The 13,798-nt window shown below is 65.4% G+C and carries 16 protein-coding genes; 10 read left to right on the top strand and 6 right to left on the bottom strand.

The genetic code is table 11. The annotated features are described in order from the left end of the window. Window positions 1-262: 262 nt before the first annotated feature. Window positions 263-2,299, bottom strand: a complete 2,037-nt coding sequence (locus AC2JAJ_RS08205; RefSeq protein WP_486416224.1) for a hypothetical protein — start codon at window positions 2,297-2,299, stop codon at window positions 263-265. Window positions 2,300-2,665: 366 nt separating this feature from the next. Here AC2JAJ_RS08205 and rpsF point away from each other — a divergent pair, with 366 nt between their 5' ends. The 6 genes from rpsF to AC2JAJ_RS08235 all read left to right on the top strand — a co-directional run bounded on the left by rpsF (window position 2,666) and on the right by AC2JAJ_RS08235 (window position 6,102). Beyond that, window positions 2,666-2,971 carry a 30S ribosomal protein S6 gene (rpsF, locus tag AC2JAJ_RS08210; RefSeq protein WP_015939036.1) on the top strand — a complete coding sequence of 102 codons (306 nt, stop codon included), beginning with the start codon at window positions 2,666-2,668 and terminating at the stop codon, window positions 2,969-2,971. 73 nt (window positions 2,972-3,044) lie between these two features. Further along, on the top strand, window positions 3,045-3,614 hold the full coding sequence (locus AC2JAJ_RS08215) for a single-stranded DNA-binding protein (RefSeq protein ID WP_221384391.1): 570 nt from the start codon (window positions 3,045-3,047) through the stop codon (window positions 3,612-3,614). Between the two features lie 125 nt (window positions 3,615-3,739). Further along, on the top strand, window positions 3,740-3,979 hold the full coding sequence (gene rpsR / locus AC2JAJ_RS08220) for a 30S ribosomal protein S18 (RefSeq protein ID WP_003800144.1): 240 nt from the start codon (window positions 3,740-3,742) through the stop codon (window positions 3,977-3,979). A 17-nt stretch (window positions 3,980-3,996) separates the two neighbouring features. Then, entirely contained in the window at window positions 3,997-4,449 is a 453-nt protein-coding gene (gene rplI / locus AC2JAJ_RS08225) for a 50S ribosomal protein L9 (protein ID WP_221384390.1), read from the top strand. An 81-nt stretch (window positions 4,450-4,530) separates the two neighbouring features. Further along, complete coding sequence (locus AC2JAJ_RS08230) at window positions 4,531-5,382, top strand: PhzF family phenazine biosynthesis protein (protein WP_473694191.1); 852 nt, start codon at window positions 4,531-4,533, stop codon at window positions 5,380-5,382. A gap of 93 nt (window positions 5,383-5,475) precedes the next feature. Continuing rightward, window positions 5,476-6,102 (top strand): FMN reductase, encoded by a 627-nt coding sequence (locus AC2JAJ_RS08235; RefSeq protein WP_473697601.1) that lies wholly within the window; start codon window positions 5,476-5,478, stop codon window positions 6,100-6,102. Window positions 6,103-6,114: 12 nt separating this feature from the next. On the opposite strand, the gene AC2JAJ_RS08240 is transcribed toward AC2JAJ_RS08235, so the two are convergent. Together AC2JAJ_RS08240 and AC2JAJ_RS08245 are read right to left on the bottom strand one after the other, a co-directional pair. Next, entirely contained in the window at window positions 6,115-6,681 is a 567-nt protein-coding gene (locus AC2JAJ_RS08240; RefSeq protein WP_473694189.1) for a hypothetical protein, read from the bottom strand. A 3-nt stretch (window positions 6,682-6,684) separates the two neighbouring features. Further along, complete coding sequence (locus AC2JAJ_RS08245) at window positions 6,685-7,002, bottom strand: hypothetical protein (protein WP_486416223.1); 318 nt, start codon at window positions 7,000-7,002, stop codon at window positions 6,685-6,687. A gap of 650 nt (window positions 7,003-7,652) precedes the next feature. Between AC2JAJ_RS08245 and dnaB the strand changes: the two genes are divergently transcribed. Next, window positions 7,653-9,038 carry a replicative DNA helicase gene (gene dnaB, locus AC2JAJ_RS08250; protein WP_221384386.1) on the top strand — a complete coding sequence of 462 codons (1,386 nt, stop codon included), beginning with the start codon at window positions 7,653-7,655 and terminating at the stop codon, window positions 9,036-9,038. Here dnaB and AC2JAJ_RS08255 read toward each other — a convergent pair. Together AC2JAJ_RS08255 and AC2JAJ_RS08260 are read right to left on the bottom strand one after the other, a co-directional pair. Next, on the bottom strand, window positions 9,035-10,036 hold the full coding sequence (locus tag AC2JAJ_RS08255) for an acyl-CoA thioesterase (RefSeq protein ID WP_486416222.1): 1,002 nt from the start codon (window positions 10,034-10,036) through the stop codon (window positions 9,035-9,037). The two genes, dnaB and AC2JAJ_RS08255, sit on opposite strands and share 4 nt — an antisense overlap. A 141-nt stretch (window positions 10,037-10,177) precedes the next feature. Next, on the bottom strand, window positions 10,178-10,612 hold the full coding sequence (locus AC2JAJ_RS08260) for a DoxX family protein (protein WP_473694184.1): 435 nt from the start codon (window positions 10,610-10,612) through the stop codon (window positions 10,178-10,180). A 121-nt stretch (window positions 10,613-10,733) separates the two neighbouring features. Here AC2JAJ_RS08260 and AC2JAJ_RS08265 point away from each other — a divergent pair, with 121 nt between their 5' ends. The 3 genes from AC2JAJ_RS08265 to AC2JAJ_RS08275 all read left to right on the top strand — a co-directional run bounded on the left by AC2JAJ_RS08265 (window position 10,734) and on the right by AC2JAJ_RS08275 (window position 13,196). Continuing rightward, window positions 10,734-12,086, top strand: coding sequence for an MATE family efflux transporter (locus tag AC2JAJ_RS08265; RefSeq protein WP_486416221.1), 1,353 nt, complete (start codon window positions 10,734-10,736; stop codon window positions 12,084-12,086). 57 nt (window positions 12,087-12,143) lie between these two features. Continuing rightward, entirely contained in the window at window positions 12,144-12,734 is a 591-nt protein-coding gene (locus AC2JAJ_RS08270; RefSeq protein ID WP_486416220.1) for a hypothetical protein, read from the top strand. Window positions 12,735-12,836: 102 nt separating this feature from the next. Further along, window positions 12,837-13,196, top strand: coding sequence for a hypothetical protein (locus tag AC2JAJ_RS08275; RefSeq protein ID WP_486416219.1), 360 nt, complete (start codon window positions 12,837-12,839; stop codon window positions 13,194-13,196). A 28-nt stretch (window positions 13,197-13,224) separates the two neighbouring features. Here AC2JAJ_RS08275 and AC2JAJ_RS08280 read toward each other — a convergent pair whose 3' ends face one another. After that, window positions 13,225-13,770 (bottom strand): CGNR zinc finger domain-containing protein, encoded by a 546-nt coding sequence (locus AC2JAJ_RS08280; RefSeq protein WP_473694178.1) that lies wholly within the window; start codon window positions 13,768-13,770, stop codon window positions 13,225-13,227. Window positions 13,771-13,798: the final 28 nt, after the last annotated feature.

Raw genomic sequence — 13,798 nt, forward strand, 5'->3', positions numbered from 1 at the left:
CCTCTTCTTTTGCCATGGTTGCTCCCTTTTCCGGCGGTTTCTCTCGTTGCTGCTTGCCGCTTTTGCCGTACGCTGCCAAGCTATTCCGCCCGTGACGGACGTGGCTCCGTCAGGTCCGTCCGCGTGTGGGTGTGCGGGGGGAAGAATGTGGAAATTGCGGGTACCTGCAATGGTCCAGGGGCTGGACCGCAGGGTTCACAAGAACGTGCGCGCTACGCCGCCGTAGTGGCAACGCAGCCCGCATGGAGTTTTTACGGGTTGCTCAACTGGCGGGTTTCAATGCCGTCTGCCAGGCTCCGACTCCCTTGGAGCTTGAAAGGGTCCACGTGGCGGTGCCACTGGCACCGGCGGTGGTCTGCGGCTTGTCGGCCTGCTCTGCCACCTGCCCGCCTGCAGCCTCGTAGCGTTCAGTCCATCCGCTGGGTGGTGTCGCGGCGGGGTTGCCGCTGTCGAACCCCACGCCGCCAATCAGGAGGGCGCCGTTGCTCGCGGTGGTGATCCCAGGGACTGTGATGCTGGTGGCCGAGTAGGTGGCGTCCACCTTGGTTGCCACGCCACTGTCCAGGGGGGTGGTGGTGTTGACGCCGCGGTAGGCCGTGATGCCACCGCCCCACTTCACCGACGGGCTGGTGGTCCAGGAATAGGAGGACCCATCACCGGTTCCGACGACGTGGTAGTACGAAAACATCTTGGCTCCGGTGCTGATCTTGAGCCCGTTGACGATTGCCGTCCACCCGGCGGGGGCAGTACTGATCGAGGGGTTCTGGTCTGCGGTGAAGGATGCGACCAGGACGTCGCCGGCGGCTGCTGCCGAAGGCTTGGTCAGCGTAATGGTGGTGGCAGTGCCGGAATAGTTACTGGCCGAGCCCACTACGCTGATGGCCCCTGTTGGAGACGGTGAGGGCGAGGGGGACGGCGACGGCGAGGGTGACGGGGACGGGGAGGGGGAGGGCGACGGCGAGGGTGCCGTTCCCAGCGGCCGGTCCGAGTACCAGTAACGTTGCGTGGCCTTGTTGCTGGCCATGACCACGACGCCAGTGGTGGCGTTTACGCTCTGTTTGGTGGTGGTGACATCGTTCATGTTGGCCGATGCCCCGTCTTGGATGACCGGGGTTCCACGGCCGCTGCCGAAGACGGGGTTGTCCATGGAGGCAGTCTTTTCGTAGATACTGCCTGGTATGCCCGAATACGCGCAGCCGGATACGGACGTGGACGGTCCCGTGTAGAACGCCCTGACCAGGTTGTTTGCGGTGTCCAGCAGTATTTGCGGCCGGGTGACGCAGTCAGCAATGGTGGCGATGGTCGACTTGGTGAAGGAGCCCGTCCCCGGCTTGAACACCAGCAGTTGCAGCTCCGGAAGGGTTTTGTCGGTCGAGATGTCATTCAGGCTCGTCTTCACTGCGGCGTAGACACGTCCCGCCGTGTCGGCGATGAGGGCCTTGATGTTCAAGTGGTCATCCGCCTGGCCCTTGCCCTGGACCGCAGGCTGGAAGTTCCAGGATGATGCCGCCGTGGGGGAGGTTCCGTCGGTGCGGGTGGCCCAGTAGACGGCGTTGGAACTGTGGTCGCTCCACATCACCCCGATCTTGTTTTTCCCGAAGGCGACGACGGCGGAGATATCATCAGGCGCCGGGTTTGGATCCGCCACGGGCAGGACAAAGGGCGTTCCCCAGCTGGTACCGCCCGGGGCGGATGCGTTCACGTAGACGCTGCTGGTGTAGCCGGAGGTGGAGCTTCCCGACACCTGGGTCCACGTGGCCCAGATTGCCCCCGTGGTGTCCTTGTCGATGGTCATCGACTCGCTGCTGTTGTTGGTGATAGTGGTGGGAAACCCGGAGTCCAGCGTGTATTTGCCCGAAGCATAGCTGTACCGGTAAAGCTTGGCGGGCTGGCCGGAGACCGATGGCTTGGTACTCGAGTCACCCGATACCGTGACAACGTGCGAGGCGATGTACAGCTTGTTGCCGTCCCACAGCGTGTCCGCCAGCGTGTTGCTGCGGTTGTCGTTGAGGATGCCGGTATCCACCCATGCGTGGGTTGCCCTGTCGAGGCGGAAGATGTGCCAACCGCTTCCCGTGGCCCACATGTCCGCCCACCACGTGCCATCGTTCCACCAGAGCTTGCTCTGGGGCTTGTCCGAGGTAGGCGCGTTGGCCACACCGGAGTAACTGATGCTCTGATATCCGTAGTTCTCGGCGGCCTGGGCGCTGCTGACGGCCGCAATCAGGCTCACGAGCAGGGCAACTGCCAGGGCCAAGGATTGGGCAATGACGGCTGCGGGGGTCTTTGCTTTGGGCATCTTGTCCACCTTGCGTGCAGGAGGGAATCGATCAGGAGGCCCCCAGCCGCCCCGCGTTTACGGCCAACTTAGACTCCCCGATTCCTCCGGGACAATAGGGTCTTTCGGGTCCGCAACCACTAGGGAGTTGCGGGGTCGGCCGCTGCGGGGTTTTCCACATAGGCCGCGACAGGGAGACGGGGCAGATACCTCCGCCGCTAGCCTTGAGTCAAGTGCGAATCGCCTAACCGGGCGGCATGCACTAAGATAGTGAAGTCTGTGCTGCGTCCAGCTCCCGTTCCGGGACGGGGCGCCGCCCGGCACGCAAATGAACCTCCTGTTACGGAAATGCCGTAACCGCTTAGCCCAAAGGAGGTGGGTTCACATATGCGTCCTTACGAATTGATGGTAATCATCGACCCCGAGGTCGAAGAGCGTACCGTTGAGCCGTCGCTTCAGAAGTTCCTGAACGTCATCACCAACGATGGTGGAACCATCGAGAAGGTTGACATCTGGGGCCGTCGCCGTCTGGCTTACGACATCAAGAAGAAGTCCGAAGGTATCTACGCCGTGGTGAACTTCACCGCCAAGCCGGAAACCGCCAAGGAACTTGACCGCCAGCTGTCTCTTAACGAGACCATCATGCGCACCAAGATCACCCGCCCCGAAGAGCAGAAGGTTGTTGCTGAGTAATTCAGCATCCACTTTCATTCTTTACCCCGCAGGACACGCACTCTTCACCCAGGATCGAACAAGGAGGCAGTAGATGGCAGGCGAGACCACCATTACGGTCATCGGTAACCTCACCAATGACCCGGAATTGCGGTTCACACCGTCAGGTTCCGCGGTAGCGAACTTCACCATCGCTTCCACTCCACGCACCTTTGATCGCCAGTCCAACGAGTGGAAGGACGGGGAAACCCTGTTCCTCCGCGCCGCGGTGTGGCGTGAAGCAGCCGAGAACGTTGCCGAATCCCTCACCAAGGGAATGCGGGTCATCGTAACCGGCCGCCTGAAGAGCCGTTCCTACGAAACAAAAGAAGGCGAAAAGCGCACCGTCATCGAGCTTGAGGTCGACGAGATCGGCCCGAGCCTGCGCTACGCCAACGCCAAGGTCAACCGCACCCAGCGCTCCGGCGGGGGCCAGGGTGGCTTCGGCGGCGGCAACAGCGGCGGTGGCTTCGGAGGCGGCAACTCTGGCAACCAGGGTGGCAACTCCGGTGGAGGCTGGGGCGGCGGCAACCAGCAGGCTGCACAGGACGATCCCTGGGCCACGCCCGGGGTGTCCAACGCAGGCGGCTGGGGCAACGGCCCCGATTCCGAACCTCCCTTCTAAACCCAAACAAAGGCCCGGTGCCGGGACTGCCGGGGTGCTGAACGCACCCAAAGCGGTTTCCGCCGTCGGACCACCACCATCCCGTGGATCAATATCCACGGGCTCCCTAGAATAGGAGCTCCACGATGGCTAAGGCTGAACTCCGTAAGCCCAAACCAAAGTCCAACCCCTTGAAGGCCGCTGACATCACTGTCATCGACTACAAGGACGTAGCATTGCTGCGCAAGTTCATCTCCGACCGCGGCAAGATCCGCGCCCGTCGCGTCACTGGCGTTACGGTGCAGGAACAGCGCAAGATCGCCCAGGCAATCAAGAACGCCCGCGAAGTTGCTCTGCTGCCTTACTCCGGCGCTGGCCGCGGCTAAGGAAGGGATTAACTAACATGGCAAAGCTCATTCTGACCCACGAGGTTACCGGTCTCGGTGCTGCTGGCGATGTTGTCGAGGTCAAGGACGGTTACGCACGTAACTACCTGCTGCCCCGCAACTTCGCCCTGACCTGGTCCAAGGGTGGCGAGAAGCAGGTTGAGTCCATCAAGGCTGCCCGCGCCGCCCGCGAGCACGCTTCCCTGGAAGATGCTCAGAAGCAGGCCGCTGCACTGTCCGCCAAGCCGGTCAAGCTGGTCGTCAAGGCCGGCGAGTCCGGCCGCCTGTTCGGCACCGTCAAGCAGGGCGACGTTGCCGACGCTGTTGAGGCCGCAGGCCTTGGCAAGATCGACAAGCGCAAGGTGGAACTGCCGGCCCACATCAAGTCGGTCGGTTCCTACCAGGCCAACGTCCGCCTCCACGCTGACGTTGCCGCCGTGATCGAACTGAACGTCGTCGCCGGGAAGTAGTTTCCGCGCTGCACGTCAAGACCCCCGTTGCCGGTATCCGGTGGCGGGGGTCTTTCGTTTTTTCGGTGGTAGCCTGCACCGGTGAACCGAACGATCCCCCGCAGCCGTCCCTTCCACCAGGTTGATGTCTTCTCCCCGCAGGCCTACCGCGGCAATCCGCTGGCCGTCGTGCTCGATGGCCAGGGCCTGGATACAGCGACGATGCAGCACTTCGCCAACTGGACCAACCTGTCCGAAACCACGTTCCTCCTTCCGCCGGAGGACTCCCGGGCGGATTACCGGGTCCGCATCTTCACCGGTTCAGAGGAGTTTCCGTTCGCTGGCCACCCCACTTTGGGCTCGGCGCACACCTGGCTGGAGGCCGGGGGAGTGCCCCGAACCGACGGCTACGTGGTGCAGGAGTGTGGCGCGGGCCTGGTCCGGATTAAGCACGACGGCGGCCGCCTTGCCTTCGCTGCCCCGCCCCTCACCCGCTTCGGCGCACTTGGTGAGCAGGAGCGGCAGCAGGTGGCGGAGGGGCTCGGCCTGGCTGCCGGCGACATCGTGGACTCGTCCTGGCTGGTCAACGGTCCGGAGTGGATTGGCGTCCTGCTGGAGTCCGCGGAGCAGGTCCTGGCCATCGATCCGGATACGGCTGCTTTGGGAAACCTCAAGGTCGGGGTGCTCGCCCCGCACGAGCCCGGCGCGGATGCCGACTTTGAGGTCCGCACGTTCCTGCCCGGTGAAGCGTTGGTGGAGGATCCTGTGACAGGCAGTTTCAACGCGGGTGCGGCGCAGTGGCTGATCGGCAGCGGCAGGGCCCCTGAGTGCTACGTGGCCTCGCAGGGCACCGTCCTGGGGCGCTCGGGGCGCATCCATGTCGAAGCCGGGGGCGGAGACATCTGGGTAGGGGGCCACTCAACAACCTGCATCAAAGGAAGCGTGCTGCTCTGATTTGCCGTTCGGGAATATCCGGGCGGCAGGGGAAGTTCAGGAGTATAGATGCAAATGCATATAGCTGAACTCAAAGAGCACCAGGAGAACGTCATGGAAACCCGCCGCATCACCGTCCTCTCAGCCGGACTTGGCGTACCGTCATCCAGCCGCCTGCTGGCGGACCAGCTTGGAGCCTCGGCAGAGCGCCAGCTCAAGGCCGCCGGCTACGAGGCAGCAGTGGAAGTAGTGGAACTGCGGGATCTGGCCGTAGACATCGCCAACAACTTTGTCACCGGTTACGCCGGGCCGCGCCTCGCGGAGGTCATCGCGGCCGTGGACGCATCGGACGGAATCATCGCCGTGACCCCTGTATTCAGTGCCTCGTACAGCGGCCTCTTCAAGTCCTTCATTGACGTCCTGGATCCCAAGTCCCTGGATGGCAAGGCGGTCCTGCTGGGTGCCACCGGCGGCACGGACCGCCACCAGATGGTCCTGGACTACGCCCTCCGGCCGCTGTTCAGCTACCTGCGCACACGGATGGCACCTACCGGCGTTTTCGCCGGACCGCAGGACTGGGGCACCTCCGAAGAAGACGGGGCATCACTGGCAGACCGCATCGAGCGGGCCGCGGGCGAGTTCACCAGGCTTCTTGAAGGGGCGCAGCCCGGCCGCAAGCCGGCACCCTTGGAATCCTTGCCCTTCGAGCAGCTGCTGGCGGGAATCGCCGGATCCCGCTAGCGCTCCAGCCCTCTAGTCGTCCAGCAGGGCAATGAACTCCCGCGCCTGCTTCAGCGAGATGTCCGAGTGCCGGGTCAGTGCGTTGGCGGCGGCCTCGGTATCCCCGCTGCGGGCAAGGGTGCGGATCCTGCCGTAGATTTCATCGTTCAGCATGTTGCTGCTCACCTCGCGGGTCACGTCGCCCTTGCTGGCGATGGCCCGGTAGCGGTACGGAAAGCGCTGCGGTTCATCGTCATCGTCGTCCGGGACCGGCGCGGCCTCGGGGGTCCGGTATGGCTGGGGGTGGGCAGCCAGGGCGCCCACGGCGTCCCGCGAAGCGCGCAGCCCCTCGCCGGTGGCTTCGTAGTACAGCTTGATGGCTGCCATCGCCTGGCCCTGCGCGATCAGGGCATACAGCCGCCGGTGTTCATCCTCCGACAGCTTTGCTGCCGCTGCCCTCGCTGCCTCCTGCGGCGTGGGCGCCGGTTCGACGGGCGCCGCGCTGCGCGAAGCCTTGCGGTTGGCGATGCCACGGTATGCCAAGAGGACCGCCGCCATCACGGCGAGAAGGATCAGGACCGGGACCACGAGGGATTCCATTGTTCAGTACCGTTCTGTGTGCTTCCTGGCCGCAGCCAGGTCCGGGTAAATTGCCGGGCTATCCGCCCGCGAATGGTCCTGCAGGCCGGTGGTCCGCCGCTGCGCGCCGCCGGGGTGGCTGCCTGGCTCCAGTCGGGCCCGCGCGGCCATGGCGGCCTGGACTTGGGCAGCATAATGGCTTGCCGCCCGCTCGGCGAGTTCGCGCTGGTATTTGTCGGCCTCGGACATGCCGGTGCCCCGCGGCCGGAGGGCCGTGGCCAGTCCCCACAGGATCGCCGCCAGTACCACCGCAGGCAACAACACCAGCAGTAGATCGCCCATACTTAGAGCTTATTCCAGTTCCAGGTTATCCACAGCAATATTCACTGCTTCGTACATAGGCCGGGGACAGCGCGGTCATGCTCCTGCTGCCGAATATGATCAACACCACGGCCCCGCCAAAATCGCTGGTAAAGGCACAACGCCTGGCAGGGGCCGCCCGAACCCTCCGCCCGGCTGTGGATGAAATTCCCCGGAAGAAATATTTACTCCACATGCTGGTGATGATGTTTCAGCTGGTCAGCGGCGTCCCGGTCACAAAAGAATTTTACTTTCCACAGGCTTCCCCACAGGCTGTGCACAAGCTATGCCACATACTGCACAGGTTATCCACAGTCCCGTGGACAGTCGGGCTTTGCCGTTCGACACGGGGCGGCTAGCGTAGCGGGGTACCTGTTCTCCGGGGTCGGCGGTACGCGTAGGCGGCTCTGTTCAGGGCTCTCGCGCACGGCCGCCCGCTCCCCTGTGGAAAAGCTGTGGACACTGGGGATAACCCTGTTCGGCCTGGACGCGGACCGCCTTTCGGCACCGATGTCGGAGCCTTCCGGTAGATGTGGACAGGTGGCGAAGTCCGGTGACCGGGCGGAGCTTTGGGAACGGGATGGATCATCACCGGGGCCGCCAGGACCCGGTACAAATTGAGGACGGCAGCTTTGTCAATCGCGCATCTGGACCCTGTCGAGGCAACCCGCGGATCGGACGCCAGCCGGAAACCACCGCAGGACATCGCTGCCGAACAGTCGGTCCTTGGCGGCATGATGCTTTCCAAAGATGCCATTGCCGACGTCGTGGAGATTCTCCGGGGACAGGACTTCTACCGCCCGGCCCACGAGACCATCTACGAGGCCATCATCGACCTTTACGGACGTGGTGAGCCTGCCGATGCCGTTACGGTCTCGGACGAACTGACCAAGCGGGCCGAGATCAACAGGATCGGCGGCCCCGCCTACCTGCACGAACTGATCCAGACCGTCCCCACCGCTGCGAATGCCGGCTACTACGCCGAGATCGTCGCGGAGCGGGCCGTCCTGCGGCGCCTCGTGAACGCCGGAACCAAAATCGTCCAGCTGGGCTACGGCTCCGACGGCGAGGTGGAGGACCTCGTCAACCAGGCGCAGGCGGAGGTGTACGCCGTGGCCGAGCGCCGCACCGCGGAAGACTACGTGGTGCTGAAGGACGTCATGGAGTCCACCGTGGACGAGATCGAGGCGTCCGGCCATCGAGGCGAAGGCATGACCGGCGTCCCCACGGGATTTTATGAACTGGACGAACTCACCCACGGGCTGCACCCCGGCCAGATGATTGTCATCGCCGCCCGTCCGGCCGTGGGCAAGTCCACCTTCGCGCTGGACTTTGCCCGGTCCGCCGCCATCAAGAACAACCTGTCCACGGTGATGTTCTCGCTGGAAATGGGCCGGAACGAGATCGCGATGCGACTGCTCTCCGCGGAAGCCACCATTGGCCTCCAGGACCTCCGCAAGGGAACCATCAAGGACGAGCAGTGGTCCAAGATCGCCACCACCATGGGCCGGATGAACGACGCTCCTCTGTTCATCGACGACAGCCCGAATATGTCGCTGATGGAAATCCGGGCCAAGTGCCGCCGGCTGAAGCAGCAGCACGACCTCAAGCTGGTGATCCTCGACTACCTGCAGCTGATGAGCTCGGGCAAGAAGGTGGAGTCCCGCCAGCAGGAAGTTTCGGAATTCTCCCGTGCGCTCAAGCTCCTGGCCAAGGAACTCCAGGTGCCGGTGATCGCTCTTTCCCAGCTGAACCGTGGTTCGGAGCAGCGCTCTGACAAGAGGCCCATGGTTTCCGATCTCCGCGAATCCGGTTCCATTGAGCAGGACGCGGACATGGTGATCCTGCTCCACCGCGAGGACGTCTACGACAAAGAATCCCCCCGCGCGGGAGAAGCGGACATCCTGGTGGCCAAGCACCGTAACGGTCCCACCAAGGACATCGTGGTGGCGTTCCAGGGCCACTATTCCCGCTTTGCCAATATGGCGGGCGATGCCGGCGGCGGCGGAGGCTTCTAGGCTGCGTCGGTCGGGGTGCCGGCAGCCGCCGCCTGCGCCAGCAGGTGGTTGGGCAGCCGGTTCCCGGGCGCCGTGCCCCGGATTTCGAGTAGTTCGCGGGCATGGGCGTGGAGCCGCTTGTCCTCCTCGCTGACCGGCACCCACGCGGGCACCGGCACGGAGGTTCCTTCCTCGTCGCGGGCCACCATCACCGTGAGGCAGTAGGTGGTCAGGTTGAGTTCACGACCCTTCGGGTCGCCCGAGCGGACATGTACGGCGATATGCATGCCTTTGGTTCCGGTGTAGACGAGGCGCGCCTCCACCTCCACCACGTGGCCGATCAGCAGCGGCCGGTAGAAGCGGACCCCACCGGAAAATACGGCAACGGTGTCCCTGCCGCAGTACCGGGATGCGCAGACGTACGCGGCCTCGTCAATCCACTTCATCACGATGCCGCCATGGACCTTGCCGCCCCAGTTGACGTCGGTGGGTGCAGCCATGAACCTCAGCGTCACGCGCTCTGCGGTTCCGGCATCGGTATATTCCTGGCGCTTCATGGCTTCCACGATCTGCTCCCGGACCTTGATGCGGGCCAGGGCGTGGTCGCGCTGCTCAATCTCCGCCGGGGTGGCAGGCTCGAACTGGGGCACGGGGATGGGTTTGCCGTCCTCGCCCACCGCCACGAAGATCACCATGCACTGGCTGCGCATGGTGGCCGGGCCGCCCTTGGGGTCGCCCGAGGACACCACTGTCTGGATGTGCATGGAGGACCGGCCGGTGTACACGATGGTGGCTTCGACCTCCACCATGTCGCCGCTGTTGACGGGGTCGGCGAAGTGGATGTTGCCCACGTATGCGGTGACGCAGTAGGACTTGGCCCATCCGACCGCTGCCGCGTAGGCGGCCTTGTCCACCCACTCCAGGACGGTGCCCGCGTCTACCGACCCGCTGTGCCCCACATCCGTGGGGGCGGCCAGGAAGCGGAGGGTCACGGAGTTGGGGCGCCCGGTCTCAGTCATGCTGCGATCATACTGATGGCTTCTGTTACCTGCCGGTTGGGCCCGCAACAGAACGGCCGGATCGGATAATTGCCGCTTAAATTCCGACGGCGGCCGGACACTTTGGGTGGCCGGCCGCCGTCGGGCGGGTTGGGGGGACGGTTAGGCGAGGACTGCCAGCCGGGAGTTGCTGCGGCCGAAGAGGGCGCGGTCGACGGAAAGGCGGCCCGGGCCGGTGAGTGCGAGTGCGAAGGAGGCTGCGGCCAGGAGCAGGACGAGCTCGTAGCCGCCGGCCGCGGCGAAGACACCCGCGGATGCGTGCACCAGGACCAGGGCGCCCAGCATATCCAGGACGAGGAGTGCGGCAACCACCCGGGTGAGGATGCCCAGAATCAGTGCCACCCCGCCCGCCAGTTCCAGGACGGCGACTGCGGGGGCCACGGCCTCAGCGGCGGGTACGCCCATCTTGGCGAAGGAGGCCTGCGTTCCGGCAATGGTCCATTCATTGAACTTCTGCCACCCGTGGGCTGCGAAGAGGAAGCCCAGGACGACGCGAAGGGCAGTGAGTGCGGTGGTGGTAAGTCGTGACTGGTTCATAGGACAACTCTCCCGCGCCAATAGTTGAAGAGTCAACTATTTCACGTGTGGGATTCGTCATGCCAGGCGCGGGACCCCTGCCCGGCGGGCGGCGGCCAGGAAGCGCCGATAAGCTGGCAGCGTGTCCCAACTGCCGCCTCCTGCCGCTGCGCCTGCCACCCGGACGCCTGCCCGCGAGATACTGCGCCTCGCCGTCCCCGCCTTCGGCGCCCTGGTGGCCGAGCCGCTCTTCCTCCTCGCCGACTCCGCCATTGTGGGCCATCTTGGCGTGGCCCAGCTGGCGGGTGTGGGACTTGCCTCAGCTGTGCTGCAGACCGTCGTCGGACTTATGGTCTTCCTGGCCTACTCCACCACTCCCGCCGTAGCGCGGGCCATCGGTGAGGGGCAGGTGGGGAAGGCACTCGCCGCCGGGCGCGACGGCGTCTGGCTGGCGCTGCTGCTGGGCGTGTTCCTTGCGACGGCGGGCTTCCTGGCGGCGGAACCGCTGATCGGCCTGCTGGGTGCCCAGGGCAGCGTGCGGGTATTCGCCGTGGATTACTTCCGGTGGTCCATGCCGGGACTGGTGGCCATGCTGTTGATCTTTGCCGGCACCGGGGTGTTGCGGGGCCTGCAGGACACCAGGACTCCCTTGGTGGTGGCTACGGCAGGGTTCGGCGTCAACATCGTGTTGAACCTCTGGCTTGTGTACGGCCTGGGTTGGTCCGTCGCCGGTTCGGCTGCGGGCACCAGCCTTGCGCAGTGGGCCATGGCGGCCGTCTACGTGGTCATGGTGCGCCGGAATGCGGCCCGCCACGGCGTCAGCCTCTTGCCCAGTTGGCGCGGCATCCGCAGCATGGCGCGCGTGGGGTCCTGGCTGATGCTGCGCACCCTCAGCCTGCGGGCGGCTATCCTTGCCACGGTGCTGGTGGCCACGGCCCAGGGCGAGGTCAACCTCGCCGCCCACCAGCTGGCCATGACCATTTTCTCCTTCCTTGCCTTCGCCCTCGATGCCCTGGCCATCGCGGCGCAGGCGCTGATCGGGAAAGAACTGGGCGCCTCCAATGCAGCAAGGGCGCGGCTGCTGACCCGGACCATGGTCCGTTGGGGTGCGGGCTTCGGCGTCGTGACCGGGCTGCTGCTCGCGGTGCTGGCCCCCTCCGCCGGCGCCCTTTTTACCTCCGATCCGCAGGTGCAGTGGGTCCTGGCTGTGGCACTGTGGGTGCTGGCGGCCGGGCAGCCCGTCGCCGGGTACGTCTTTGTCCTGGACGGCGTGCTGATTGGCGCCGGAGACGCGCGGTACCTGGCACTGGCGGGGCTGGTGAACCTTGCGTTCTATGCCCCGTTGCTTGCTGCGGTGGCCGTCTCCGGTGCAGCCGGCGCGGCCGGGCTTGGATGGCTTTGGGTGGCCTTCGGAATTGGCTACATGGCCGCCCGTGCCTGCACCCTGGGCCTGCGCGCGCGGTCCGACCGGTGGATGGTGCTGGGATCCGCCTGAGGTTGCGAACGGCGGTCACCGGTTCGACGTTCCAGGCGCCGCCACTAAACTGGAGCGGTGACGCAACCATTGACACCGGCGGGCGCTGCTCCCGGAACCGCCCACCGCACCGACCTCTGGAAGCCGGTCCTGCTCCGCGCAGCCGCGGCCCTGGTATTCGGCGCCGTCACCGTTTTTTGGACCTCGCCCTCCGTTGAGGTCATGGGCTGGGCCGGCGGCCTCTACCTGCTGGCCACCGGCCTATTGGCCATCCGGAGCATCCCTGCCGCAGGCCTGGGACAGAAGTCTCCGGCCGGCAAGATGCTGTCCGCCGCAGGATCGGCCCTCGCCGGTGCCGGGGTAGTGGTGGCCCTGCTGCACACCGACCTGCTGTTCGGTGTGATAGCTGCGCTGGGCCTGGGTGTGGCAGGAGTCCTCGAACTGGCCTGCGGGCTGCGCTGCAGGGGAGGCCATGTCCTGGCCCGGGACTGGATTGCTTCCGGGGTGGTCGGGATTGGAACGGCCGTGCTGCTGCCGTTCTTCATTGGACTCGGCGCCCACGCCCTCCTTGGCGTCGCGGGAGGCGGGGCCATCATTTCCGGCGTCCTGTGGGTGCTTTCCGGACTGACCCTGCGGCACGATGCCCGGCCCGTGCCCGGAAAGCCGTAAACTAGGAGGGGTGCCGTTCTACTTTCTGTAGAAATTTCGGAGGCGCCACCGCTCATCCGCAACACCAGGCCGGCTGCACGCCGCCTCCAGGAAGGAACCATCGTGGCTGACCAGCATCCAGGAAAACCGCGCAAGCTGCGGACCTCGGTGAAGGGGCCGCTGATGTTTTCCGCATTCTGGGCCGTCGCCGCCTTTGTGGCAGTCCTGGTTTTCGCTTCGGGGGGAAGCGCGCGCGCCCCCCGCTTTGACCTGGCTTTCACCGCCGCCGGCATCGCCTTCATCGTCACGCTGGTGATTGCAGCCATGCTGTCGATGAGCCACAAGGAAAACGCCGAACATCTTGGCAAGGGATCGGGAGTCAACCTGAGTTCCAGCCCGAAGTCGACGCACGGTTTCGGTGCGGCGGGCAGCCAGAACCCGCCTGTGCCTGGTGACGGCGCGGACGGCGACCCCGAACGCTAGGACGCCCGGGGGCCGCCCCTCCCGCAAACTATCCGGCCGCCGCCTGCCTGGCGCGGTAAGCTGCCACGTGCGCCCGGTTGGCGCAGTTGCCGGTGTCGCAGTAACGCCTGGAGCGGTTGCGGCTCAAGTCCAGCACCGCCGCGTTGCAGTCCTCGGATTCGCAGGTACGCAGCCGGTCCATCTCCTTGCTGCGAATGACGTCAGCCAGCGCCATGGCCGCCTCCGTTCCCATCCGGTCCGCCAGTGGTGCTTCCGGGGCAGTGGCGTGCAGGTGCCAGTCCCAGCCGTCGTGCTTCACCAGCTGCGGCAGCGCGCGGGCATCCCGCAGCACCCTGTTCACGGTTTCCACCGCGGCGTCCTCGCCGGCCGTCCATGCTGCTGCCAGCACCGCCCGCAACTGCCGGACGCTTTCCAGTTCGGCGGCATCCCGGGTCCGGCCGCCGCTGAAGCCCTCGGCTGCCAGGAACGCGTCAAGATCGGCCACCGAACGCAGGCCTTCCCTGCCGTTCGCCGCGGAATTGACCAGGTTCACCACCGTCCGCAATGCCACCTCGGTGTCAGGGGCAAAGACCATGTTGACTCCTTACTGGGCGGGGGCGTAC

Source organism: Arthrobacter sp. MOO21 (assembly GCF_057369995.2).

What these genes read in the sequence shown, in the direction of transcription:
- AC2JAJ_RS08245 (WP_486416223.1), bottom strand. Translation starts at nt 7,002, where the DNA reads ATGGGCGATCTACTGCTGGTGTTGTTGCCTGCGGTGGTACTGGCGGCG.
- AC2JAJ_RS08280 (WP_473694178.1), bottom strand. Translation starts at nt 13,770, where the DNA reads ATGGTCTTTGCCCCTGACACCGAGGTGGCATTGCGGACGGTGGTGAAC.
- rpsF (WP_015939036.1), top strand. Translation starts at nt 2,666, where the DNA reads ATGCGTCCTTACGAATTGATGGTAATCATCGACCCCGAGGTCGAAGAG.
- AC2JAJ_RS08215 (WP_221384391.1), top strand. Translation starts at nt 3,045, where the DNA reads ATGGCAGGCGAGACCACCATTACGGTCATCGGTAACCTCACCAATGAC.
- rpsR (WP_003800144.1), top strand. Translation starts at nt 3,740, where the DNA reads ATGGCTAAGGCTGAACTCCGTAAGCCCAAACCAAAGTCCAACCCCTTG.
- AC2JAJ_RS08240 (WP_473694189.1), bottom strand. Translation starts at nt 6,681, where the DNA reads ATGGAATCCCTCGTGGTCCCGGTCCTGATCCTTCTCGCCGTGATGGCG.
- AC2JAJ_RS08235 (WP_473697601.1), top strand. Translation starts at nt 5,476, where the DNA reads ATGGAAACCCGCCGCATCACCGTCCTCTCAGCCGGACTTGGCGTACCG.
- AC2JAJ_RS08260 (WP_473694184.1), bottom strand. Translation starts at nt 10,612, where the DNA reads ATGAACCAGTCACGACTTACCACCACCGCACTCACTGCCCTTCGCGTC.
- AC2JAJ_RS08255 (WP_486416222.1), bottom strand. Translation starts at nt 10,036, where the DNA reads ATGACTGAGACCGGGCGCCCCAACTCCGTGACCCTCCGCTTCCTGGCC.
- AC2JAJ_RS08205 (WP_486416224.1), bottom strand. Translation starts at nt 2,299, where the DNA reads ATGCCCAAAGCAAAGACCCCCGCAGCCGTCATTGCCCAATCCTTGGCC.
- rplI (WP_221384390.1), top strand. Translation starts at nt 3,997, where the DNA reads ATGGCAAAGCTCATTCTGACCCACGAGGTTACCGGTCTCGGTGCTGCT.